The following is a 22,917-nucleotide window of genomic DNA, read 5'->3' as shown; positions in this document are numbered from 1 at the left end:
AGCTCGACGTAGGCAGAAATCTCTCTTATCTATCCTTTTGCTTTCGCTTATCCGTTTGCATCCGTTTATCCTTGTGCATCTGCTTGGTTCTCAGGCATGGCGTCAATAAAAGCGGGCAACTGATTACACGCGTCTACAATCGAGTTAATCAATGGATACGGCGACATATCAACAGCAAAGCGCAGCGCGTTATAGACTTGCGGCACCAAGCAGATATCAACAATGCATGGCGAATCCGTCAGACTATAACGTGAATCACCGTGTGTTTGACGGTGTTTGTGAAGCTTCTCCTCTAGCGCACTGAATCCTTGATGAACCCAATAATGAATCCAATCCATTTTCGCCTCTTGTTCGCACGCCAACGCCCTCTCCAAATACTGCTGCACACGCAAGTTGTTGAGAGGGTGAATTTCTATCGCAATATCCTGAGCCATTGCCAAAGCTTGATAGCGCAATGGCGTCTGATCAGGAATAAGTAAGACGTCAGGGTAAGTTTCATCTAGATATTGAAGAATCACTAACGACTGATTGAGCTGAACCTCACCATCCACCAGCACGGGCACAAGTTCACTGGCGTTAATCTCACGATATTGTGGGTCATGTTGCTCGCCACCATTGCGCACCAAGTGCACCGATATAGACTCGTAGTTGAGCTGCTTTAGATTCAACCCAATACGCACCCGATAGGCTGCGGACGAACGCCAATAGCCATAGAGTGTCATGCTATCGTTCATAAAGGCCCTCATTCATAATCCCTCTCTTTGTAGCCTTAGTTCTCTAGCTATCCGATTATCGTTTTTGATATTGGCTCACTTTTTGGTCAATCGCGCCAAAAATCGAGTCCCCCGCCGCATCGAACATTTCTAAACGAATCGAGTCACCAAACGACATAAACTGGGTCGATGGCTTACCATCTCGAATGGTCTCAATCATGCGCACTTCGGCAATGCATGAATAGCCCACGCCACCTTCAGCAATTGAAGTGCCGTGATCCGTGCCTTGTTTATTCGACACCGTGCCTGAGCCTATGATTGCGCCCGCCGACAATGGACGCGTCTTCGCAGCATGCACGACTAGCTCTGCAAAATTGAAGGTCATATCGACGCCCGCATTCGGGCAACCAAAAGGCTTGTCGTTGTAGGTCGATATCAGTGGTAAATGCACCTTGCTGCCTCGCCACTGTTCACCAAGCTCATCAGGAGTCACCGCAACCGGAGAGAACGCCGAAGAAGGCTTGGACTGGAAGAAGCCAAAGCCCTTTGCCAGCTCAGCAGGGATCAACCCGCGCAGCGATACATCATTCACCAACATCAACAAGCGAATTGAATCTTGTGCCTGTTTGGCACTCGCGCCCATCGGCACGTCACCGGTTACTATCGCAACCTCACCCTCGAAATCGATGCCCCATTCGTCGTTGGCAAATTCGATATTGTCACAAGGGCCTATAAACGCATCTGAGCCACCTTGATACATTAATGGATCAACCCAGAAGCTTTTTGGCATTTCAGCACCACGTGCTTTACGCACCAGCTCAACGTGATTTACATAGGCACTGCCGTCTGCCCATTGATAAGCGCGCGGCAAAGGCGACTCACAAGACTGAGAGACAAAGACTTCACTGCCTGTCACTTGCCCGTTGTTTAACGAGGTGTATAACTCTTCCAACTGAGAAGCCACACGATCCCAGTTATCCAATGCCACCTGCATGGTGGGCGCAAGGTGCATCGCGTGGAAGATGTCGGTGGCCGCCACACACTGTTTGAGATCTTTACTCACGACCATCAATAGACCATCGCGGGTGCCATTTTTCTTGGTTGCTAATTTCATTCTGCTCCCTTACTTCTTATCGCTCTCGGCCTTTTGCAAGCTCGTCTGTTGCCCATTCTTTTCTTGCCAGCTATAGACATATTCTTTGTTCTCAACGCTATCGAGTTCATCAGAGAACTGCAGTGCATGGCGAGTGTCGATCATCACCGCCACTTCATCGGTAAACGTCTTCTTGTGCGCCAGACCCGCCTTGAAGGCTTTTGGGTGAGGCCCATGCGTAAACCCAGCCGGATGGAAGGTCACCATACCCACTTCAATGTTGTCGCGGCTGAAGAAGTCCCCGGCGTGGTAGAACAGCACTTCATCGTAGTCATCATTGTTGTGATAAAACGGTACTTTCAATGCACCAGGATCGCTCTCAATCGGGCGCGGCACAAAGGTGCACACCACAAATCCTGCGCCCACAAACGTGGTATGTGCGGAAGGGGGCAAGTGATAACGATGTGACATCAGCGGCCTGATATCACGCCAGTTCACTTTCACTACCGCTAAGTCGCCATGCCAACCAATCGCGTCCAGTGGGTTGAACGGATACGTGATCACACTGACTTTATCGTGGCGTTTCACCTGAACCTGAGTCTGGCTTTCAGAATACTGAGCGCGGAACTTGTCATTAATCGAAGGGATATCGAGAACGGCCGGATCAAACACCGCGTGATGACCGACCATGCCTTTTTCTGGCAAGGAATACGCCGCATCGGTATTCTCAACCATCAAGATAAACATCGGCTCACTTGGCTCCAAACGCCAATTGGTCGAGCGCGGGATCATCACGTAATCCCCTTCACTCACCTCTAAATGGCCATAATCGCAATAAAGTTCAGCACTGCCTTGGTGAATGAACAGCAGTTCATCCCCATCGGAATTACGCACCAAAAACTCCATCTTCTCATCCATTCGCCACACGCGAATTTTGCAGTCCGCATTGTGCAAAAGGTGAGGTACGGCCCAAGGCGTTATCTGGCTGGCTTTTTCAACTAAGGTAAAATCAAACGCGCGGGGGCGTAAGTCGCCCTCCCACTCAGACCAACCGTATAGGAGCATGTTGGTGATGAAAGTGCGCCGCAGGACCAAAGAAACCACTCCGCCCCGCTTCCCTCTCATACATTGCCTCTTCGGGAAAGTCGGCGTGTGCTTGTTTAGAGCACACCCCTTCCCGATGAGGAAACGAGATCCATTTATGCATCGTCTAATACTCCTCGACGAATCTGGTCCTCTTCAATCGATTCAAACAGCGCCTTGAAGTTACCTTCGCCAAAACCTTCATTGCCTTTACGCTGAATAATTTCAAAGAACACCAGCCCGATTACCGTTTGCGTGAAAATCTGCAGCAAGATACCGTCTTTGGTCGGTGCGCCATCAATCAGAACACGCAGATCACGAAGCAGCTCAGTGTCTTCACCGTGACCTTTCACACGCTGATCCACTTTCTCATAGTAGGTATCTGGGGTTGGCATAAAGTCCATACCGCGATCACGCAAGGTTTTCACCGTTTTATAAATATCATCCGTGGCCAACGCGATGTGTTGGATTCCTTCGCCGTTGTATTCGCGGATGAACTCTTCGATCTGTGATTTGTCGTCTGAAGACTCATTGATTGGGATGCGGATCTTGCCACAAGGTGACGTCATAGCGCGGCTTACAAGCCCTGTCAGTTTGCCCTCAATGTCAAAGTAGCGAATCTCGCGGAAGTTGCCAAGACGCTCATAGAATCCAGACCACACGTCCATATTGCCCTGCTTAACGTTGTGTGTAAGGTGATCGATCTCAAACAAACCAACATCGGCTTTCGCCATGCGTGCTTTGGCATCATCGTAAAATCGGAAATCAACATCGTAGATGCTCTGCTTACCATAGCGATCAACAAAATAGAGCAGGCTTTCACCGATACCGTAAATGGCAGGAATGCTCAGCTCCATTGGCCCTATTTCTGTTTTGTACTCTTCACCGCCACCCTTGAACGCTTGCGCCATTGCCGCCGTGGCTTCATGAACACGAAAAGCCATGCCACAGACCGATGGCCCATGGACCTTGGCGAACGCTGCCGCTTGGCTGTGTGGTTGTTCATTAACAATAAAGTTGATGTCACCTTGTCGATACAGCCAAGCCTCTTTTGAGCGATGCTTGGCGATCTCAGCAAAACCAAGTGACACAAACAGCGCTTTAAGTTGCTCAATTCCCTTGTGGTCAACGGCCGTGTATTCAACAAACTCGAATCCATCCGTACCCAGCGGGTTGTAGGTATCCACCATGAACTTTCTCCCTGTATCTTTTGGTTTTATGTTACGTCGTTTAGTGTTGTGTTTTTTGCCCTTAATTAAATTTGGTCCACAAGCTGAGATAATGGAATGCATGGAAGGAAATGGGCGCTCACGGTGAAGAACCGTTAAGTTGTAAAATAATTGTTACACAAAAATAGTTCTATCAGGAAAGGGAGTACTATCAAGGGATTGAAAGGGGGTGCTTTGATTTACACCGAAGACGTGATGTGAATGAATTGTTACAGACAAGCTTTATTCGTACAAGATAACGCAGAGGAAAGCATGGGATACAAAAAAGCCGCTGTCGTCAGCGGCTTGATGGATTCTGTATGGACACAACAGGTTTTGGCGCGTTGCTCCGTGTGACAAACAAATTCCGCGAGGAGGACGGCCTCATTGGAACGGCTAAAGAGCAACTATTTAAGGGCCCTAGTCCGTGCTGAAGCTAACGTTTCTACCGCTAACTTTCCTAAAGCATCCGCAGCTAATGGGCTTGCGCCTGTAACTAATAAGCGGTCACGACATACCGTATTGTCAGCTTTGCTATTCACCAACATCACTCCAAGCTCTTTTAACGTCTCACTCAATCCCCAAGGCATCTTGCCAGGCAAGTAGCCAATAATAGGCGTTTGAGCATCAACTGAATCGGGAAAAACCGCCATTTTATAACCCTGATATAAAAACTCAGAACCACTCTCGCGAGTCGATAAAAAAGCAGCTGGACCATGACAGATGGAAATTGTAAATACGTCGTTGTTATGTGCCCAATTTAAAACCATACCAACAAATTGGTCGCTAGGGAGACCCAACATTGCACCATGGCCGCCTGGAATAAACACAGCAGCGTAATCTTCAGCGTTCAACCCATTAGTAACAAGAGTATTTAGATTCGTTGGATTTTCAAAGTGTTCTTTATATTCAGTGTAAATAGCGTTTACATGATAGTCTTTCTGGGGAAATGCCCACATTTCAATGATTGCAGGGTGACCATTAGGCGTCGATATCTCAAATTCGTAGCCTGCATTTCGAAGATGAAGCATGGGTACTAGCGTTTCGACAGGATGATTACCTGTTGAAAACAGCTTACCATTTTTCATTTTCATATTCTTTTGCTCAGTCGCCAAGACTAATATTTTTCGCTTTTGAGCCAACTACAGGCGTGTATACCACTTCTTTATAATCGGTCTTTTCCGCCGTCGCAAGCTTCAAAGCAACCCTTGAAGGTGAATATGAACCATCCAATTCCAGCTTTGGAGCAAGCCCCAACAGATTCCTTAACATCGCCGCACCCTTTTATTATATCGATAGCTAAATACTAGCCTAAAGTATTGGTGCTCCCCACAAAAAGTCGATACCAATGGCCTTGCCATTACCTCTCTACGGCATTATCTCTCTACGGCATTATCTCTTGCGCCATAAATGCTTACGGTTTAAAACACTTCGATGTACTCAAAATACCAGCCCTTGCTTCATCTAGTGACTGACACTCTTCTGCGTAGAGCGGCTCAGGGCTAACGGCATATCAACGACTTTTAGAGGCAGGAAAACCCCGAACAGTCGCTATCATTACGTAGGTAAGAAACAAGGGGAGTCACTTAACTTCAGTATGCTAAAGTCGGACGGAATGCGACCCGGCTTTAGGAAAACTTATAGGCGCTCAACTTGGCAGAAGAGCGTTTCTTATAAGCGTACTAGCGTTTTCCAATAGTCATAAAGACCATCGATATTAGAAGAACACATTAAGCTCATAGCCCCCTTAATTTGTTCGTCGCTCCATTCCCACCATTTCATTTCTAATAACTGAGATATTTCACTTTCAGCGAACCTGTAACGTATATGTTGAGCTGGATTTGAGCCCACTATGGAATATGGGGCTACATCCTTGGTAACGACAGCACGACTTGCGATAATGGCACCATCTCCAACAGATACACCACTCATAATCATGGCTTCTGTACCAATCCATACATCATTACCGATAACCGTGTCACCCGAGCGCTCAAACCCATCTTTAGCATCAGCAAAATATTCATTCTCCTGGTAGAAAAATGGAAATGTACTCACCCAGTTATTTTGATGCCCTTGATTGCCAGCCATCATAAACACAGCACCAGAACCAATTGAGCAATAGCTTCCGATAATTAACTTATCAATATCCGTTCTATCAGGCATTAAGTAACGAGCACAATCATCGAAGCTATGATTATGATAATAACCAGAATAGTAGCTGTGCTCACCTACTATAATATTTGGATTCGTCACCTGTTCTTTTAGCGACTTCCCTACAAAAGGGCTTTCAAAATAGTTGTTCAACTTGATTCCTTGTGGAAGCTCATAACACCGAGTTAAGGTATGAATGACTCAATACCAAAGCCTCGGCATTATGCCTTAATCGTAAAAACGAACACATAATAAAAATGCCAATACTGAGTCTATGCAAGGAACGGTAATATTTAAATGCTCGATCTTTGTTATTTTCAATTGTCCTTTTGAATCAATTACGGGAAACATGAATCAAAAGCCAGCCGAAAACCTCAACTTAATCTGAGGTCAAGCTAGTGCTTTGTTGCCGAACTCAGCGAAAGAGCGAACACTAGCTAAATAGTTCGCAGTTTAAACAACATACTGAGTTTCGGGCATACCTATCCCAGTTAGCTTGTTGAGTGCTTTGATCATGGCGTAAGTCTCACCCACTTGTGCGTTGTAATTTCGAAGCGTGAGTGAACCTCGATTGACTAGGGAGTTGTTGTACTTGCGCCAGTTGGTGGTTTTATAGCGAGGCTTCGGCATGAAATCAAAGTCAGTAAATGAATGTCCCTGATCTGATCGTAAGATTTTGATTTAGTTCATTCGATTTCGGCAACAAAGCCTAGCGAAAGTACCAGATACCTGAAGAAGAACGTTGGGTTAGATAGCGCAGTTTTTAGTACCACTATTTAGTACCAATTGGCTTTCTGAGCTATATTTAAGGGGTAGTTACTTGATAAGTAAGGATAAAGCAGTAGAAGGGTGGAAGCCCCAGCCACATCCCGGCACACAAGTCATCCGCTGCGGCTGCTTCCTTCCGGATCTGACCGAGTTCACGAACTATTGTTGCGGGAGGACCAGGGCCTCCATAGATTCTGTTGATTTTGCGCTAAGGCCAAATCGTGGAAAGGATTATCAGGTATAGGCGCATTGAATGCAATAGCTAAGCAGACTTTTTAGTGTAAGTTAGCGTTAAGTGACTAGAGATTAAACAAAAAGGCATTAAAGCGAACTTCAATGCCCATATGAAAGCCACTTTGCTAACAAAAATCAGTGTTCTTGGTTTTCACGGTCACTTCGCAAAATGTAGTCCGTCATCCATGCCGTCCCTAGTAGGCATATCCAAACAACAAAAACAGGCTTGGGTACGTCAACACCTGGGGCAATGACAAGCGCGGCAAAACCAACACTCGGCAGTGTCCAGCACAGCAGTTTATTCCATCGGAAGGTTGGAAGCTTACCAAGACTCTCCATTGAGGCGAGCATCACCAGTAAAACACAATGCGATGAGCGCAGCATGGGGTAGACCTGCGGCCCAAATTGGAATGATCAGCGCCAGTGACCACCAGCTGTGTTTATTACTGCCCTTCCAATGGCTCGCTGCATACCATGCAACAAATACCGCAAAGCCTTGAATCAACGTGACCATTGGGGTGCCCCCTAGCTTCCCAGACAACTGAGTCATCATAATTCCGACATTCAGTGTGATAACAATCAGGCCAACGAGGCAAACTATCCAAATGTTGCTGCGCCGAGAAGAGGCGACCATAAATACCGGAAGGAGAATCCAAACCGCAATGGACATGGCGATACTCTGCATTGGCAGTGTTATTCCATACACCACCATTGCCGCGAGCAAAGCTAGACCAGCCACCCCTCCTTGTGGAAGCACCCATAATGCTGGAATCATCAGCGCTAAAACGGGAATATCACCTTCAGTAACGCTAATTGCTCTGGCGCAAACCATGGCAAGAATACTTGTGATTACGAACTGAAACACCGAAAATACCATTGCTCCTCCCTATACCGATCCATGGCACATTGAACTAGGACTACATTCAGTATGGAACAGTTTCGAACACAAATCTTTGCTGTAATTCACCAAATTCCGCATGGAACTGTGACAACGTACGGACAGATTGCAAAAATGGCTGGCTATCCTGGCTACGCTCGACATGTTGGCAAGGCACTGAGCGACTTACCAAAAGGCAGTACCCTTCCTTGGCATAGAGTGATCAATGGTAAAGGCGAGATTTCATTAACTGGCGAACGTTTCAGCGTCCAAAGAGCAAAACTATTGGAGGAAGGGGTTGTCTTCACAGCAAGCGGTAAAGTCAGCTTACGCACTTATGGCTGGCAGGTATAAATGAAGTATCGGGTTCGATGCGTCGCGGCCGAGCGAAACCATTCTCGGACTAAACCGCTACCTGGCTAAGCGAATAACCAGATAGCGATGTTTGGCTTTACTTCGCTTGTACACCAATAAGAAGTAGATTCACTTCTTCTGTCTTATTTTGATCGGTAATCACTGGGTAGGACGTATCGCTGATAAAACGCAGTTTGCCGTCTACCTCAATACGCGCACTCACACTGTACGTGTGTCGGGCATCGATATCTGCGCTGTTGTAGCTCAGTTCAAAATCAAATGGGACTTGCGCGCCCTCTGTTTCAAACGTCTGCTCAGAAATCACCGTTGCTGGCGCATCGGCTAGTGAGACATCTTGCAGTTTCACTGTCACAACCGCGTTTGGTGGCAGTGCGATTCTCTCACGATACGCAATGCTGCCTTTCACTGATGTCATGCCACTCTCTACCGCTACTTTCGAGTCTGTCGCTGGTGCAGTTTGGCACCCAGCAAGTGTTAGGCCTAATACGACCGCCAATAAACCTGAAAATACCTTCTTCATAAAGCCTCTCTATTTAATATGTGCACTTATGCTCGTCAGTGCCAACCTGTATTACATTAAAGATATCAGAAATTTATCCATCCATTGTAGGAATAGCGCCAGAATGCATTATTCTCATACCATTCCTACATGACTTGTTACGTGATGAAGCTCACGAGCAACTTGACGAACAAACTGACAAAACCCACACTTGCAGTATTGAACTTGAGTATAAGTGAATTTATGAGTAAACCATTACGTGAATTGCTGGAATTGCTTCAACTAGAAAAGCTAGAAGAAGGATTGTTTCGTGGTCAAAGCCAACACTTGGGTTTACCGCAGGTGTATGGTGGTCAAGTCATCGGGCAAGCGCTGTCAGCCGCTCGATATACGGTATCAGATGATCGCACGGTACACTCGTTTCACAGCTACTTCCTCTACCCTGGAGATGCAGAAAAACCGATTATTTATGATGTAGAAAATCTGCGTGACGGTAAGAGCTTTAGTACAAGACGAGTAAAAGCCATCCAAAATGGACGACCGATTTTTTACCTCACAGCGAGCTACCATGGGCACGCGCCGGGGTTTGAACATCAAACCGAGATGCCTGTTGTTGATGGGCCTGAGAATTATGTTTCAGAGTCCGAACTGGCGGCGCGTATTGCGGACTTTTTGCCCCCTAAAATTCGAGAGGTGTTTTGCAGTGAAGAGGCCATTGAAGTACGCCCTGTCACTGTGATCAATCCGCTCAAACCGGAAAAAGCAGAACCTAAGCAGTATTTGTGGATTCGCGCGAATGGCGAGGTACCAGATAATGCACTCATCCATCAATATCTACTTGGTTACGCATCGGATTGGCGCTTCCTAACTACAGCGTTGCACCCACATGGTGTTTCTATTATGTCACCGAAATTTCAATTGGCGACGATTGATCACTCTATGTGGTTTCATCGTCCGGTTAAAATTGATGAATGGTTGCTTTATGCCATTGATAGCCCTAATGCGAGTAACTCGCGCGGCTTGGTTCGTGGTGAGATTTTCAATAGAAAAGGCGATCTCGTCGCCTCCACTATCCAAGAAGGCGTAATGCGATTTAGTGAATAATTTCGCTCTGTCACGATCTCAGTGCCACTAAAAACGCACAAAGCCAGCCGAAAACACGGCTGGCTTTTCTGTATTCACACGCTTTTTCCAGAATTAACACACTTTAGCGGCGCTCAATCAACCGCCAGGCCTAAAACGCTAGTCAGGGTATTTACCCCACTTCCTATTGATAAGAAAGTTAACCATTCGGCGAGCAAAGCCTGAGTATGGTGCAGTTAAAAATGCCGTCGCTGCCCACTTTCCTTGGGCCATCACTGGACGCATCTTAGATAAGCTATTAAACCCTTCTCGGCCGTGATAATGCCCCATACCACTAGGCCCCACGCCACCAAACGGTAAGTCGTGCTGGCCGACGTGCAGCATAACATCATTAATGGTGACACCTCCCGATAAGGTATTTTCTAACACTGTCTTTTGCAGCGTCTTGTCATCTGAAAAAATATACAGGGCTAAAGGCCTATCTCGCTGACTAATAAAGTGATAGACATCATCCAACGTTTTGTACGTTAAAATCGGCAAAATAGGCCCAAAGATTTCACGTGTCATTACGTTTTCATCTACCGCTGGCGTCACCACCAAATGAATAGGAAAGCGTCGACTTACGGCATCAGGTTCACTATCCGGGATAAGATTAATCACCTCACCACTACCCGCTTTTGCCAAGCTGAGTGTCTCACTTAAACGCTGAAACGACACATCATCAATTACGGCTGTATAGTCGGGGTGCTCAATCGTTTTGAAGCGCTTTTTCACGATAGACTTTGCTGACTTAATCACCGAATCAAGCTTATCTTCTGGTACAAAAAGATAGTCTGGCGCTACACATGTTTGCCCTGCGTTATACATTTTTCCGGTCAAAATACGCTTCATTGCTTTTTTAATATCGTAATCCGGCGCGATAATAGTGGGTGATTTCCCTCCTAACTCTAGCGTTACAGGCGTAAGGTTCTCTGCCGCTGCAGCCATCACTTTGCGACCTGTCGCCCCAGAGCCAGTAAAGATCAGGTGATCAAACGCCAGTTTAGAAAAAGCTTGGCCTGTCTCGCCCGTTTCGGCAATAAAACAAATTTCATCTTCCGTAAACGCCGTTGAAAACACTTCCGCTAAGACGCGACAAAGATGCTGAGAGTTTTCTGACATTTTTACCATCACGCGATTACCCGCGGCCAATGCAGCGGTCATTGGTCCTATCGCAAGAAACAACGGATAATTCCATGGCACAATAATACCAACCACACCGATAGGTTGCGGAATAACACTATTCTTGGCGGGTTGAAACCATATGGCGGTATGACGCGACTTGGGCTTCATCCACTTTTTAAGTTGTTTACGGGCATCCACAATGCCGTCAATCGAAGAGAAAAACTCCAGCAATGCCGTTTCCGTTGAAGAGCGATGGCCAAAATCCTTACGAATGGCCTCACACAACACCGCCTGGTTTTGACGAATAAGGCGCTCTACCTTGGACAAATTACTCAATCGCAATTCACGACTAAGAAAAGGCGACTCTGTAAACGCTCGTTTTTGCTGGTTAAAACACGCTTGCATTTCTAATTCACTAAGCTCGACTTGGCTCATTATTCGACTCCTAATTCGACCAGTTTTTCCAATAACTGCTGACACTCTAATCGTGACATCACCTCGGGAACCGGATACTCACCAAAGGCTTCTTTTATCGCTTGCTGCGCAATATGAGGAATGTCTTCTACTTGCAATTCTTTGACGACTTTCGGAATCGCAATACGCTCTAATAGCGCGTTAACCGCATCGGTAAACTGTGAGGATGCGCTCCCGTGTACACTGTCTTTATAGCCCAGCTCAACCGCTAGCTGTGTCAGTCGTGCGTTATCTCTTTGTTGGATCCCCTCTAGCACAAGGGGTAATACAATGGCATTCGCTCGGCCGTGAGGCACGTGATAAAACGCACCGAGTTGATGGGCAATGGCATGAACATAGCCGATATAAGTGCGCGTAAAGGCAAGCCCAGCTTCAAAACTTGCCAACGCCATTTGCTCTCTGGCATGGGTATTGTTGCCATCTTCGTACGCCGTTGGTAACTCACTAAAAATTCGCTTAATTGCGCTCACCGACCATTGGCGAGTTTGTGTATTCGCGTACCCACTTAAATACGATTCAATGGCATGAGTTAAGGCATCTGCGCCCGTTTCAGCCGTTACCTGTGCAGGTAAACCTAACATCAACTCTGGGTCAAGAATCGCGACTTTGGGTACCAAGAACGGGTCGGTGATGGAGCGTTTTTTTCGGGCATCAACATCACTAACCACTGCGGCGACGGTACACTCAGAGCCAGTGCCTGCCGTAGTGGGTATCGCGATAATAGGCATAAGACGACGATGTACCTTAAGTAACCCCGGTAACTTCGCCACGTCTTTATTGGTTTTGACACTCGCCGCCATCGCTTTTGCGCAATCCATAGGCGAACCACCACCAAAGGCAATAACGCTATCGCTAGCATGGTTCTGGTAGTGTTCGACGCCTCGTCTCACCATTTCATAGTCGGGGTCTGGGGTAATGTCATCAAAAATTGAATAGCCAATATTCGCGTCATCTAGCGTCTGCAGTAGGCTATCGAGTAAACCCAATTTCATCAAAACATGATCCGTCACGATGCAAGGTTTACTCACGCCAAGTTGTTTGCATATTTTAGCAATATCATTCACTTTGCCACGCCCAGAAATGCACGTTGGCTGTGGAACAGGCACCATTTTAATAAACGGTTTCTTAACGGAAACCAGGCATTGGTGCAGCATATCGACGCTCCTTATAGACAAAATGATTGAGTAGACGAGCTAAAGCAGTTCTGCGACATTATTCTGATAACAGCGCTCAGACAACCCAACTTTCACGATTAAGCTTCACCCGTTAAGTACTAACGACTCCGCTTTTAATGACATTCAGTTATAGAGTGATTGCTCCATATAAGCAAGATTGTCATCCAAGAGTTGAGAGTCGTATACCTGCGACATAATACCAACTAAATCGTGCCCGCTAGCGAATGGGTAATGCCGTTGTGTATTTTAAAGGTTCCATCGCAAAGGTAGAGGTCACGTTCGATAACTCGTCGATACTATTTACCAATTTTTTATAAAACTCATCAAAACACTTCATGTCTTTTACCAGTACTTTCATCATATAGTCATACTCCCCCGCCATACGATAAAACTCCATCACTTCGGGAAATAACGATACAGTATCGACAAAAGCTTTGTACCACTCATGGGAGTGGTTCGTGGTCTTGATTTGCACAAAAGCGGTAAAGCATAACCCCAACGATTCAGGATTCAGTAACGCAACTCGCTTATTAATCACGCCCTGATCTTCAAGCTTTTTAATCGCTTCCAACACGGCGTTGTGGTTAAGTTCACCGCTTCGGCGAGATCATGCAACGACAGCGTACTGTCTTGCTGCAATAAGCCCAGTAGTGTCTTATCTGTACTATCGATTTCCATAAAAACCCCAAAAGGAGAATAACTTTCTCTAAAAACCCATTTATACAGTAAATATAGCAAAGTTTTTCTCCCCGTATGTAGGTAAATTATCACCATAACGATAGCCAAGTAGGAAACCTAACTATGTGTACTGACCATCAATGGATAAACAACGCCATTCGTAAAATTGAAGCTGACTATCAACGCTCTGCCGATACTCACCTGATAAAGCTCGACCTTCCAAGCATTGATGGCATCGATCTCTATCTGAAAGATGAAAGTACGCATCCAACTGGCTCACTGAAGCACCGCTTAGCGCGATCGCTTTTCTTGTACGCGATTTGTAATGGTTGGATTGGCCCGGAAACCACCGTTATTGAATCTTCTTCAGGCAGCACCGCGGTGTCAGAAGCTTACTTTGCTAGACTTCTCGGCCTACCTTTCATTGCCGTTATGCCCAAAAGTACCGCGAGCAAAAAAATTGAACAAATTGAGTTCTATGGTGGCAAAGCGCACCTTGTCGATCGCTCTGACCAAATTTATGCAGAATCGCGTCGCCTTGCCGATGAGCTAAATGGTCATTATATGGATCAGTTTACGTATGCTGAACGCGCGACTGACTGGCGTGGTAATAACAACATTGCGAACTCAATCTTTAGTCAAATGGAACTTGAAGATCATCCGATTCCTACATGGGTAGTCATGAGCCCGGGTACTGGTGGCACATCGGCGACCATTGGTCGTTTTATTCGCTACCAAAAACACGATACTAAACTGTGTGTGGTTGACCCTGAAAACTCGGTATTTCACGACTACTACAAAGCCAGCAATAAACACATCACTGGCGACTGTGGCAGCAAAATTGAAGGCATTGGGCGACCTCGCGTAGAGCCAAGTTTTATTCCCGGTGTGGTTGACGAAATGCGCACCATTCCCGACGCAGCAAGCATTGCAACGATTCATTGGCTTGAGAAAATCTTAGGAAGAAAAGTCGGCGCATCAACCTAGCACTAATTTATACGGTGCCTTGCAGCTAGCCTGTGAAATGAAAAAACGTGGTGAAACAGGATCGATTGTGACCTTGTTATGCGACAGCGGCGAGCGCTACCTCGACACTTACTACAACCCTGAGTGGGTAAAAACCAATATTGGTGATCTACACCCTTACACAGAAAAACTTGAAATCTTTGAAGCAACAGGTGAATGCAGCGCAGATTGTTAAGCCCTGTCATTTAGCTTGAAGACGCAAGCCGTTAGCCTGACGGCGTGTATGAGATGAGAAAAAGGAGTGATGCTATCACTCCTTTTTACTTTATCTGCATAATTAATAACGTCATTTGACCTTACGTACTACTTTCGATCATAACTACGATTGACCTGCATTTGAGCGGCGGTGATGTACGACACTAAGTCCTGATACGCGCGATCTAACTCTTCAACCACCAGTACATCGGCGGTATCGTTAGCGATCAAGTGCAACCCATCATGAAAGGCCCTCGCTTTCGCGGAAAAGTATTCCAATGGTCCGCCAACACTGGCTAATTGTCGCGTCTCTTCGTGGTTTGCCACAACGGTGCCAAATGTCGTTTCAAGCTCACCGAGAAGCAGCAGTGCATGATCACAGTTAGCACCGATTAACTTCGAGTGCGCGGTCGTCCACATGTTGGTGTATTGAGCAATCCCGCTTGAAGCGTAAATATCCACGGTACTCTTGTAAATAACGTCAACCGTTGTCGACGACAAAGACAAGATAGATTGGGTATCTTTGACAATTTCTGCCGCGCCTTTCGACGCATCCGCGACCTGTACCGAGACTGTTTCGATATTCTCTCCGGCAAGGTTGGTGCTCGATTCAATTCTTTCCACTAAGCTAGAAATCTCACTGGCGGCCTCATTGGCACGTCCAGCAAGGGAGCGGACTTCATCCGCGACTACCGCAAACCCCCGACCATGCTCCCCCGCCCGAGCCGCTTCAATCGCAGCATTCAGCGCGAGCAAATTCGTTTGCTCAGAGATCTGATGGATAATACTGATAAACTGACTAATATCACCAGTTAATACTTGAAGAGCATTGACCGTGTCTTTACTTTCTGCCGACGATTGAGAGACTAAATCCAACGAACGATACATTTCTTCAAGCTGACGCTGCGTCGACTCAAATACTCCTAGCTTGCTTTGCAGCTGATCACTTTGGGCAATCAAATCATTATTCGCCACCTCGATACTATTCGCACAATCCACAAGATGAGGGACAACCATCCCTAAAAAGCGTCGTGAACGCGATTTTTGCTCGGCTAACACGTGTTCTATTGCCGATACTTCACTCTGCTTCGCCGCTAATTGCTGTTGCAACTCCGCAACCTGCTGCTGTAGAACCTCGTTAGCTGCCTTTTCAGTAAGTACCTGCTGCTGCGTTGTTTTTAATTGTTTTTTTGATACAAACATTGAGTCACTTCTTCTACCACTGCCTTTCCTATATTCACTACGCTAACACTCAGTAAGGAATTATAAATAGCGTGAAGAGTAAGTTGTGATAACTACCAATCACCATACCCCAATTAGGGTATAGGCAGAGCAATGTACTAACTCGCGATTAAAATCCGTTGTTCATTCAAACGTATCGCATAGCAAAAAAGCACTATATACCGAATGATACCGACATAAAAAAGCCCCTGACTAAGCAGAGGCATGATGAACGCGATGACGCGAACTATTTTTGCTTCGCTTCAAAGGCTGCCAGTTGCTCTGGCGTCGCTTTAGGTTGGTGGTTTTGCTTCCACTCATCATAGGTCATACCGTAAACACGCTCACGCGCATCATCGATGTCTAAGTCAAGTGACGCCTGTTCTGCTTCTGCTTTGTACCATTTACTAAAGCAATTACGGCAGAAACCCGCCTGAATCATTAGATCGATATTTTGCACATCCTTATTATTATCAAGGTGGGCAAGCAAGCGACGAAATACCGCTGCGTCTAATTTATCTTGCTGCTCTTGAGGGAGATCTTTATATTTAAATTCAGCCACTTTACTTTCCTTTGCTGTTATTTTTATGCTCCACAATCCTAACGAACAAACGAAAAAATGCCCAGCCGAAACTGAGCATTTTTCCAAGCGAACAGGAAAGGCGGCCTTCACTATCCGTTAATTAACCATGACTGGTTCGTGCTTTCACATCTTTTTCCAATGCTTTATTCAACTCAGCTTCAACGTGTCCCGGCGATTGTGTCTTCGCGGATATCAAGCGGTACATCGCTGGAATCACGAATAACGTCACTAAGGTGGCAAACGCCATCCCAAAGAAGATGACCGTACCTACCGCCACTCGGCTTTCATAACCCGCCCCAGTGGAAACAATCAGCGGGATCGCGCCAGCTAACGTAGTGAATGCCGTCATTAAGATTGGACGCAGTCGCCTTGCCGATGCATTAATGATGGCTTGCTCAAACGCGATACCTTTGTCTCTTAACTGATTGGTAAACTCTACAATAAGGATCCCGTTCTTGGTCACCATACCAATAAGCATGATCATACCAATCTGACTGTAGATGTTGAGCCCTTGCTGCATAATCAGTAAGCCTAGGAAACCGCCAAATACCCCCATCGGGACGGTAAACATCACCACAAGCGGGTTAATAAAGCTTTCAAATTGCGCAGCCAGTACCAAATAAGCCACTAATAACGCCAATGCAAACACCACGAAAATACTCGATTGATTTTCTTTGAAGTCTTTCGACTCTCCGGCGTAACTAATCGATATATCACCCGGTAGCATCTCTATGGCCTGTTGGTCCATAAAGTCCAACGCTTCACCTAATGTATACCCTTCTTTAAGGTTCGCTTTGATGGTGATAGATTTCTGCTTGTTGTAATGCGATAAACGAGTAGAGGATGCCACTTCCTCAATATCAGTCACGGCATCTAACGTCACCAACTCGCCGGACTGAGTGCGCATGTAAATTTGGCTCAAATCTGCGGCGTTATTGAAGTTATTTTCATCCCCTCGCAAGTAGACATCGTATTCTTCACCACGCTCGACATAGGTGGTCTCTGTTTTACCACCAAGCATAATTTCCAGCGTGTCGGAGATATCTTCAACACTGATCCCGAGCTCTGCTGCGCGCTCTCGGTCGATGGTCACCACCAGCTCTGGTGTTTTCTCAGAGTAGTCGGTACTCGCGCCTTCCATCATCGGTGAGGCGTCAGCGCGTTGCTCAAGTAAATCTGCCCATTTTTGCAATTCCGCATAATCTGAACCGCCAATGACAAATTGTACTGGCTCGCTCGACCCGCCTCTAAAGCCTGGCATAAACGGGAACACACGAACATCAGGGATCCCAGCGAGGGCTTTTCGAGCCTCTCCCAGCGCTTGCGTCGCAGTGACATCACGTTCGTTCCAATCTTCTAAGATCATGATAACGAAGCCCGTTTGGTCATCGAGCATTGCCGCCAAACGCTGGTGATTGAATACTAAATGACTTTAAGAAACCTTGCCCTAATAACGGCATTAAGCGCTCTTCTACGATGTCCATATTCGCTGCCATTCGGTTGTAACTGGTGGCATCCGCACCACGAACAAAAGCGAAGATGACCCCACGATCCTCTTGCGGTGTTAACTGAGCAGGTACTTGCTGCATTAACTGATAACTGCCGCCAACGCAGGCTAAAATCACCACTGGCGCGAGCCAACGAAATCGTAAGGCTTGCCCAAGCGCTCGCTTATAACCACGCTCTAATTTTCTAAAGCCTGAATCTACCCATTGTGTGAAACGATTTGGTTTCACGTTCGCTTTTAGAATCGAACTTCCTAATACCGAGCGTAAGAGTGAGAGCAATCAAAGATGAGAAGATCACCGACATGGCTAGCAGCACAGAGAACTCGGTAAACAGCAGCCCTATCATGCCGTCCATGAATGAAATCGGTAAAAACACCATCACCAGCACTAATGTGGTGGCGATAACGGCAAACCCCACTTCGCGCGTCCCTTTATAAGCAGCAAGTAGTGGCGGCTCGCCTTTCTCGATATGGTGGAAGATGTTTTCCACCACCACGATGGCATCATCCACCACTAAGCCAATAGAGAGAATCAACGCCATTAACGTGATCAAATTGATGGAAAAGCCAAAGAAATAGGCGGCAATAAACGACGCAATCAAAGATACGGGTACCGTCACGGCGGGTATCAGCGTGGCTCTGGCTTGACCAATAAAGATGTAGAGCACCAATATGACCAAACACCCGGTGATAAACAGCGTGCTATACACTTCAGATATGGAGCGATCGATAAAGACGGTGGAATCGTAATCAATCGCTAAGCGAGTCCCTTCAGGGAGGAACTGCTGCATGCGCTCCACTTCTTTGTGCACCAAATCGGCCATTTCCAGCGGGTTCGCATCCGACTGTGGCACGATGCCCATGCTGACGTTAACCACACCATCACTCTTAAAGGTGGAATTCTCATTCTCTGCGCCGATATACACATCGGCGACGTCTTTCAAGTAAATCGGTGTATTGTCACTGGCGCGTTTCACCACCAAATATTCAAAATCTATCGGGGAGTTGTATGACCGGGCAGTACGAACCGACATCACCGTCGCATCATTTCGCACTTCCCCACCGGGGCGTTCAATATTTTCAGATCGTAGCGAAGCGGTGATGTCAGAGGTGGTCACCCCTCGCCCAGCCATGTACGCAGGCTTGAGCTTAATGTACATCACTTGGTACAAGCCACCAGAGATGTCCACCGAGCTCACGCCGGAAATAAGACTAAACCGGTCCAGCAATACTCGGTTGGTGTAGTCCGTCAATTGGGTTCGATCCATCACCGACGAGCTAAGATTAATATAGACCGACGCTTCACCACTACCATTGTTTTTAAACACCAACGGATCATCAGCTTCATCGGGCAGGGAGCGCTGGGCTCGCGCCACTGCATCACGAATATCACTCACGCTGCGGTATTCAGGTCATAACCCAACTCAAATGTGACGGTAATTCGTGACATGCCATTTCGAGTCACCGACTCTATTTCATCAATACCACTAATACCAGAGAGTTGATCTTCAATAGAGGAGGTGATCTGGCTTTCAATGATGGTGGCTGACGCCCCTTCATAACGAGTGGAAATCGACACCACTGGGTTTTCGATGTCCGGCATTTCACGTACAGCAAGTTTATTAAATGACACAATGCCAAATACACATAACAACAAGCTCAGTACGATAGCGGCAACCGGACGCTTAACTGAAATATCAGATAAAAGCATTAGCTGACTTCCTTCTCACTAACGAGTTCGGTGCGCTTTTCAGTGCGCTGTGCTGTAGGCTCCGATTTCACTTCCTGAACGGCAGATCCATCACGCATGTTAACAATGCCCTGCACGACAATTCTCTGACCAATCTCTAGCCCTTTTTCGATCACCACTTGGTTACCTACACGAGCCCCCAAAATGACCTCAGTACGATGCGCCTTGTTATTTTCATCAATCACATAAACAAAGCGTTTGGTGCCTGAATACTCAAGAGCTTGAACAGGAATAATCGGTGCTTCAATAGGCGGGAAAGCCATGTTCGCCTGAGCGAGCATGCCGGGCTTTAATCGATTCTCTTGGTTTTCAAAATGGATACGCACGCGAAGGTTCAACGTTTCTTGGTTTACTCGCGTGTCCACTGCAACGACCGCACCTTCGAATAAGCGATTGCCCCACGCCGAGGTTTTCGCCGTGACTGGCATACCTTTTTCAAGCATTGACAGGTATCGTTCAGGGACTTGTAAATCAAGCTGCATAATAGATAAATCATCCAACGTGAGTAGCTCTGTCCCCACATTGACTAACTTGCCACGGCTAAAATCAATTAAGCCAACCGTACCTGAGAACGGGGCTTCAATATGCAGGTCATTGAGCTGTGCGTTCGCCGCATCTAGACGGGCGTTGGCAATGTCTACGTTGGTTTTTTGCGCATCAATTTCCGTTTTAGTAATGGCATTACTCGATGCAAGGCGTTCGAACTCAGCCAAAATACGTTTTTGGTCACGTAAATAGGCTTTTGCTTCTGCGACAGAAGCCACGGCTTTGTCGTCATTAAGCAAAATCAAGACCTGCCCTTTTGGCACCTTTTCATTCGCCGATACGCGAATTTGATCAACAATGCCGGACACTTCAGAAGCAATAATGACCGATTGATCCGCCTCCAACTTTCCGACCAAGGATAACGATTGAGACACTTGGTGAACGGCCACCGTCTCGGTCACGACAGAGATAGCTTGCGATCCTTGAGACCTTTTTGCGTAGCTTGCAGAAGAAGCACTAAGAATAGACAGTGCCAGCAAACCGATTATTGTTTTATTTTTCATCGTATTTGTCTTTTTATATAGAAACTAATTGATATTCTAGCGACTTATGAGCCACATAACGTCAAGAAGTGTAAATCCTAAATTGAGTTTTTGTTTACAAACATTGCGCCGTTACAAACAACGCAAGAAAATGAAACAAAATGACACGACTAAGGGGAGTAGTGAGTAAACCTAACCCATTCATTGTGCTCATTCGCAAGAAAAATCAGCGCGCCCTGTAGCGAAGTGGTTAATAAATAGAGCATAAACCTGCCTTTTTAGGCACCTCTGTCCAAAAAGACATCATTCAGTTCAAAATGCCAAGAAAAAACTTTACAGCTTTGCGGAGTTTGCTATGATTCGCTCCGAACTTGAGTTGCTGCTTTGGGAAAACAGCGAAACAAGTATAAAACACCCTGGAGGGGTTCCCGAGTGGCCAAAGGGATCAGACTGTAAATCTGACGGCTCTGCCTTCGATGGTTCGAATCCATCTCCCTCCACCATATTTAGTTTGCTTGTTACTAACTCTGTTATTAACGAATAAACACACTTGAGTGACTGCTTTGGGAAAACAGTGAAACAAGTATAAAACACCCTGGAGGGGTTCCCGAGTGGCCAAAGGGATCAGACTGTAAATCTGACGGCTCTGCCTTCGATGGTTCGAATCCATCTCCCTCCACCATATTAGTTTACTTGGTGATAACCAGATAAACGCACTTGAGTTGCTGCTTTGGGAAAACAGTGAAACAAGTATAAAACACCCTGGAGGGGTTCCCGAGTGGCCAAAGGGATCAGACTGTAAATCTGACGGCTCTGCCTTCGATGGTTCGAATCCATCTCCCTCCACCATATTTAGTTTACTTGGTTATGACCAGATAAACGCACTTGAGTGACTGCTTTGGGAAAACAGTGAAACAAGTATAAAACACCCTGGAGGGGTTCCCGAGTGGCCAAAGGGATCAGACTGTAAATCTGACGGCTCTGCCTTCGATGGTTCGAATCCATCTCCCTCCACCATATTAGTTTACTTGGTGATAACCAGATAAACGCACTTGAGTTGCTGCTTTGGGAAAACAGTGAAACAAGTATAAAACACCCTGGAGGGGTTCCCGAGTGGCCAAAGGGATCAGACTGTAAATCTGACGGCTCTGCCTTCGATGGTTCGAATCCATCTCCCTCCACCATACAGAAAAAACCGACTCTTAGAGTCGGTTTTTTTTCGTCTGAATATAATCAAATATTATCACTAATCTAGCACTCTGCACCAAACAAGATAGCGCGCCTGGTTTTGTAAGAAGTGTAAAATAATACAACAACTTAGCTTACTTTCGCTTACAGCAATTCTTGAATGTTCGATGATAAGATCTCTCATATCCTAATAACAACATCCAATGAGAAATCAGAATGAAAAAAACACTATTAGCACTTTCCTTGATCATAAGCTCTGTGTCTGCATCATCCATGGCGAGCGAAGGCTTTTATCTTGGCGCCGCCTACTCAAAGATGAATTATGACGCAGCGTTTGTGGCCAGCAATGAGGTCGAAAATGGCTACGCCGTGAATGGTGGATACGACTTCCCTATTGGCAGCTTTTTCGTGATTGGTACCGAAATTGAGTACAAGAACTTAGGCTCGACAACAGAATCCATCGGCAGCGACTACTATAAACTGTCTATGACCTCTTATGGTGTTAACGTGCTGCCAAAGCTTTACATCGGTGATCACTTCTATGCGCTGGCTAAATTCGGTTTTCATAAAATCAATTCAGAAATAAGCACTAACGTTACCACTGATGATACCGCGGTATCTGATACCGCTTCGGTATATGGATTGGGCGCTGGATACGATATTTCCCCAAACTTTGCTATTCAAGCAAGCTACGAGATCCACAACATTGCTGTCTACAATACGTCTTCTGCCAACCTAGGGGCAAAGTTTAATTTTTAGCTAATAGCTATTAGCTAAGAGCGTTTAACTTTTAGTCGCTAACGACGAACAAACACTCATCGCGGAGTCTGCTAATTATCGGAGT

General features: G+C 46.3%; 15 protein-coding genes, 5 tRNA genes, 1 other RNA gene and 6 pseudogenes. 9 read left to right on the top strand and 18 right to left on the bottom strand.

The features are described 5' to 3' along the window. Positions 1 to 65: 65 nt before the first annotated feature. From maiA to AC0L66_RS05550, 10 genes and pseudogenes are all read right to left on the bottom strand, one after another. On the bottom strand, positions 66 to 734 hold the full coding sequence (gene maiA / locus AC0L66_RS05595) for a maleylacetoacetate isomerase (protein WP_473568654.1): 669 nt from the start codon (positions 732 to 734) through the stop codon (positions 66 to 68). Between the two features lie 55 nt (positions 735 to 789). Continuing rightward, positions 790 to 1,827, bottom strand: a complete 1,038-nt coding sequence (locus tag AC0L66_RS05590) for a fumarylacetoacetate hydrolase family protein (protein WP_473568652.1) — start codon at positions 1,825 to 1,827, stop codon at positions 790 to 792. Between the two features lie 9 nt (positions 1,828 to 1,836). Continuing rightward, a pseudogene (locus tag AC0L66_RS05585) lies at positions 1,837 to 3,013 on the bottom strand (homogentisate 1,2-dioxygenase). Further along, positions 3,006 to 4,079, bottom strand: a complete 1,074-nt coding sequence (gene hppD / locus AC0L66_RS05580) for a 4-hydroxyphenylpyruvate dioxygenase (RefSeq protein WP_473568650.1) — start codon at positions 4,077 to 4,079, stop codon at positions 3,006 to 3,008. The pseudogene AC0L66_RS05585 and the gene hppD overlap by 8 nt, the downstream one beginning before the upstream one ends. A 425-nt stretch (positions 4,080 to 4,504) precedes the next feature. After that, positions 4,505 to 5,191, bottom strand: a complete 687-nt coding sequence (locus AC0L66_RS05575) for a DJ-1/PfpI family protein (protein WP_473568648.1) — start codon at positions 5,189 to 5,191, stop codon at positions 4,505 to 4,507. Positions 5,192 to 5,201: 10 nt separating this feature from the next. Then, complete coding sequence (locus AC0L66_RS05570) at positions 5,202 to 5,369, bottom strand: hypothetical protein (protein ID WP_473568646.1); 168 nt, start codon at positions 5,367 to 5,369, stop codon at positions 5,202 to 5,204. A gap of 399 nt (positions 5,370 to 5,768) precedes the next feature. Continuing rightward, positions 5,769 to 6,401, bottom strand: coding sequence for a type B chloramphenicol O-acetyltransferase (gene catB / locus AC0L66_RS05565; protein WP_473568644.1), 633 nt, complete (start codon positions 6,399 to 6,401; stop codon positions 5,769 to 5,771). Between the two features lie 300 nt (positions 6,402 to 6,701). After that, positions 6,702 to 6,815: pseudogene (locus AC0L66_RS05560) on the bottom strand (IS5/IS1182 family transposase); the annotation flags it as partial. 286 nt (positions 6,816 to 7,101) lie between these two features. Continuing rightward, an RNA gene (ffs, locus tag AC0L66_RS05555) (signal recognition particle sRNA small type) lies at positions 7,102 to 7,198 on the bottom strand. Between the two features lie 187 nt (positions 7,199 to 7,385). After that, a pseudogene (locus tag AC0L66_RS05550) lies at positions 7,386 to 8,127 on the bottom strand (VP0952 family biofilm-associated protein). 51 nt (positions 8,128 to 8,178) lie between these two features. Here AC0L66_RS05550 and AC0L66_RS05545 point away from each other — a divergent pair. Next, complete coding sequence (locus tag AC0L66_RS05545) at positions 8,179 to 8,481, top strand: MGMT family protein (protein WP_265675881.1); 303 nt, start codon at positions 8,179 to 8,181, stop codon at positions 8,479 to 8,481. Positions 8,482 to 8,578: 97 nt separating this feature from the next. On the opposite strand, the gene AC0L66_RS05540 is transcribed toward AC0L66_RS05545, so the two are convergent. Further along, positions 8,579 to 9,022: a YbaY family lipoprotein gene (locus AC0L66_RS05540; RefSeq protein WP_473568643.1), complete on the bottom strand. Its 444-nt coding sequence runs from the start codon at positions 9,020 to 9,022 to the stop codon at positions 8,579 to 8,581. Between the two features lie 222 nt (positions 9,023 to 9,244). On the opposite strand from AC0L66_RS05540, the gene tesB reads away from it, so the two are divergent. Next, complete coding sequence (tesB, locus tag AC0L66_RS05535) at positions 9,245 to 10,105, top strand: acyl-CoA thioesterase II (protein WP_265675883.1); 861 nt, start codon at positions 9,245 to 9,247, stop codon at positions 10,103 to 10,105. Positions 10,106 to 10,243: 138 nt separating this feature from the next. Here tesB and AC0L66_RS05530 read toward each other — a convergent pair whose 3' ends face one another. The 3 genes and pseudogenes from AC0L66_RS05530 to AC0L66_RS05520 form a co-directional block, all read right to left on the bottom strand. Further along, the gene (locus tag AC0L66_RS05530; protein WP_265675884.1) at positions 10,244 to 11,683 is read right to left on the bottom strand and encodes a coniferyl aldehyde dehydrogenase; all 1,440 of its coding nucleotides are present in this window, start codon (positions 11,681 to 11,683) and stop codon (positions 10,244 to 10,246) included. Then, the gene (locus tag AC0L66_RS05525) at positions 11,683 to 12,876 is read right to left on the bottom strand and encodes an iron-containing alcohol dehydrogenase (protein WP_265675885.1); all 1,194 of its coding nucleotides are present in this window, start codon (positions 12,874 to 12,876) and stop codon (positions 11,683 to 11,685) included. Before AC0L66_RS05525 ends, AC0L66_RS05530 begins: the two co-directional genes overlap by 1 nt. A gap of 238 nt (positions 12,877 to 13,114) precedes the next feature. Then, positions 13,115 to 13,575 (bottom strand): annotated as a pseudogene (locus tag AC0L66_RS05520) (Lrp/AsnC family transcriptional regulator). A 123-nt stretch (positions 13,576 to 13,698) separates the two neighbouring features. Here AC0L66_RS05520 and AC0L66_RS05515 point away from each other — a divergent pair. Next, positions 13,699 to 14,776, top strand: a pseudogene (locus tag AC0L66_RS05515) (PLP-dependent cysteine synthase family protein). Between the two features lie 128 nt (positions 14,777 to 14,904). On the opposite strand, the gene AC0L66_RS05510 reads toward AC0L66_RS05515, so the two are convergent. The 4 genes and pseudogenes from AC0L66_RS05510 to AC0L66_RS05495 form a co-directional block, all read right to left on the bottom strand. Next, positions 14,905 to 15,684 carry a methyl-accepting chemotaxis protein gene (locus AC0L66_RS05510; protein ID WP_473569189.1) on the bottom strand — a complete coding sequence of 260 codons (780 nt, stop codon included), beginning with the start codon at positions 15,682 to 15,684 and terminating at the stop codon, positions 14,905 to 14,907. Positions 15,685 to 16,264: 580 nt separating this feature from the next. Then, complete coding sequence (locus AC0L66_RS05505) at positions 16,265 to 16,579, bottom strand: DUF1244 domain-containing protein (RefSeq protein ID WP_265675888.1); 315 nt, start codon at positions 16,577 to 16,579, stop codon at positions 16,265 to 16,267. A gap of 121 nt (positions 16,580 to 16,700) precedes the next feature. Continuing rightward, positions 16,701 to 19,818, bottom strand: a pseudogene (gene vexH / locus AC0L66_RS05500) (vibriobactin export RND transporter permease subunit VexH). Next, positions 19,818 to 20,906 carry an efflux RND transporter periplasmic adaptor subunit gene (locus AC0L66_RS05495; RefSeq protein ID WP_473568641.1) on the bottom strand — a complete coding sequence of 363 codons (1,089 nt, stop codon included), beginning with the start codon at positions 20,904 to 20,906 and terminating at the stop codon, positions 19,818 to 19,820. The pseudogene vexH and the gene AC0L66_RS05495 overlap by 1 nt, the downstream one beginning before the upstream one ends. Before the next feature lie 397 nt (positions 20,907 to 21,303). On the opposite strand from AC0L66_RS05495, the gene AC0L66_RS05490 reads away from it, so the two are divergent. The 6 genes from AC0L66_RS05490 (at position 21,304) to AC0L66_RS05465 (ending at position 22,832) form a co-directional block, all read left to right on the top strand. Beyond that, positions 21,304 to 21,388 (top strand) — tRNA-Tyr (locus tag AC0L66_RS05490). 94 nt (positions 21,389 to 21,482) lie between these two features. Further along, positions 21,483 to 21,567, top strand: a tRNA-Tyr gene (locus AC0L66_RS05485). 82 nt (positions 21,568 to 21,649) lie between these two features. Further along, a tRNA-Tyr gene (locus tag AC0L66_RS05480) sits at positions 21,650 to 21,734 on the top strand. 83 nt (positions 21,735 to 21,817) lie between these two features. After that, positions 21,818 to 21,902: transfer RNA gene (locus AC0L66_RS05475), tRNA-Tyr, on the top strand. Positions 21,903 to 21,984: 82 nt separating this feature from the next. Further along, a tRNA-Tyr gene (locus AC0L66_RS05470) sits at positions 21,985 to 22,069 on the top strand. Positions 22,070 to 22,289: 220 nt separating this feature from the next. Beyond that, a complete protein-coding gene (locus AC0L66_RS05465; protein WP_265675891.1) occupies positions 22,290 to 22,832 on the top strand; it encodes an outer membrane beta-barrel protein in 543 nt (180 codons plus the stop codon). The last annotated feature ends 85 nt before the right edge of the window (positions 22,833 to 22,917 follow it).

Source organism: Vibrio sp. GJ43-1 (genome assembly GCF_055808835.1).
This window is presented reverse-complemented; position numbering and strand designations above follow the sequence as displayed.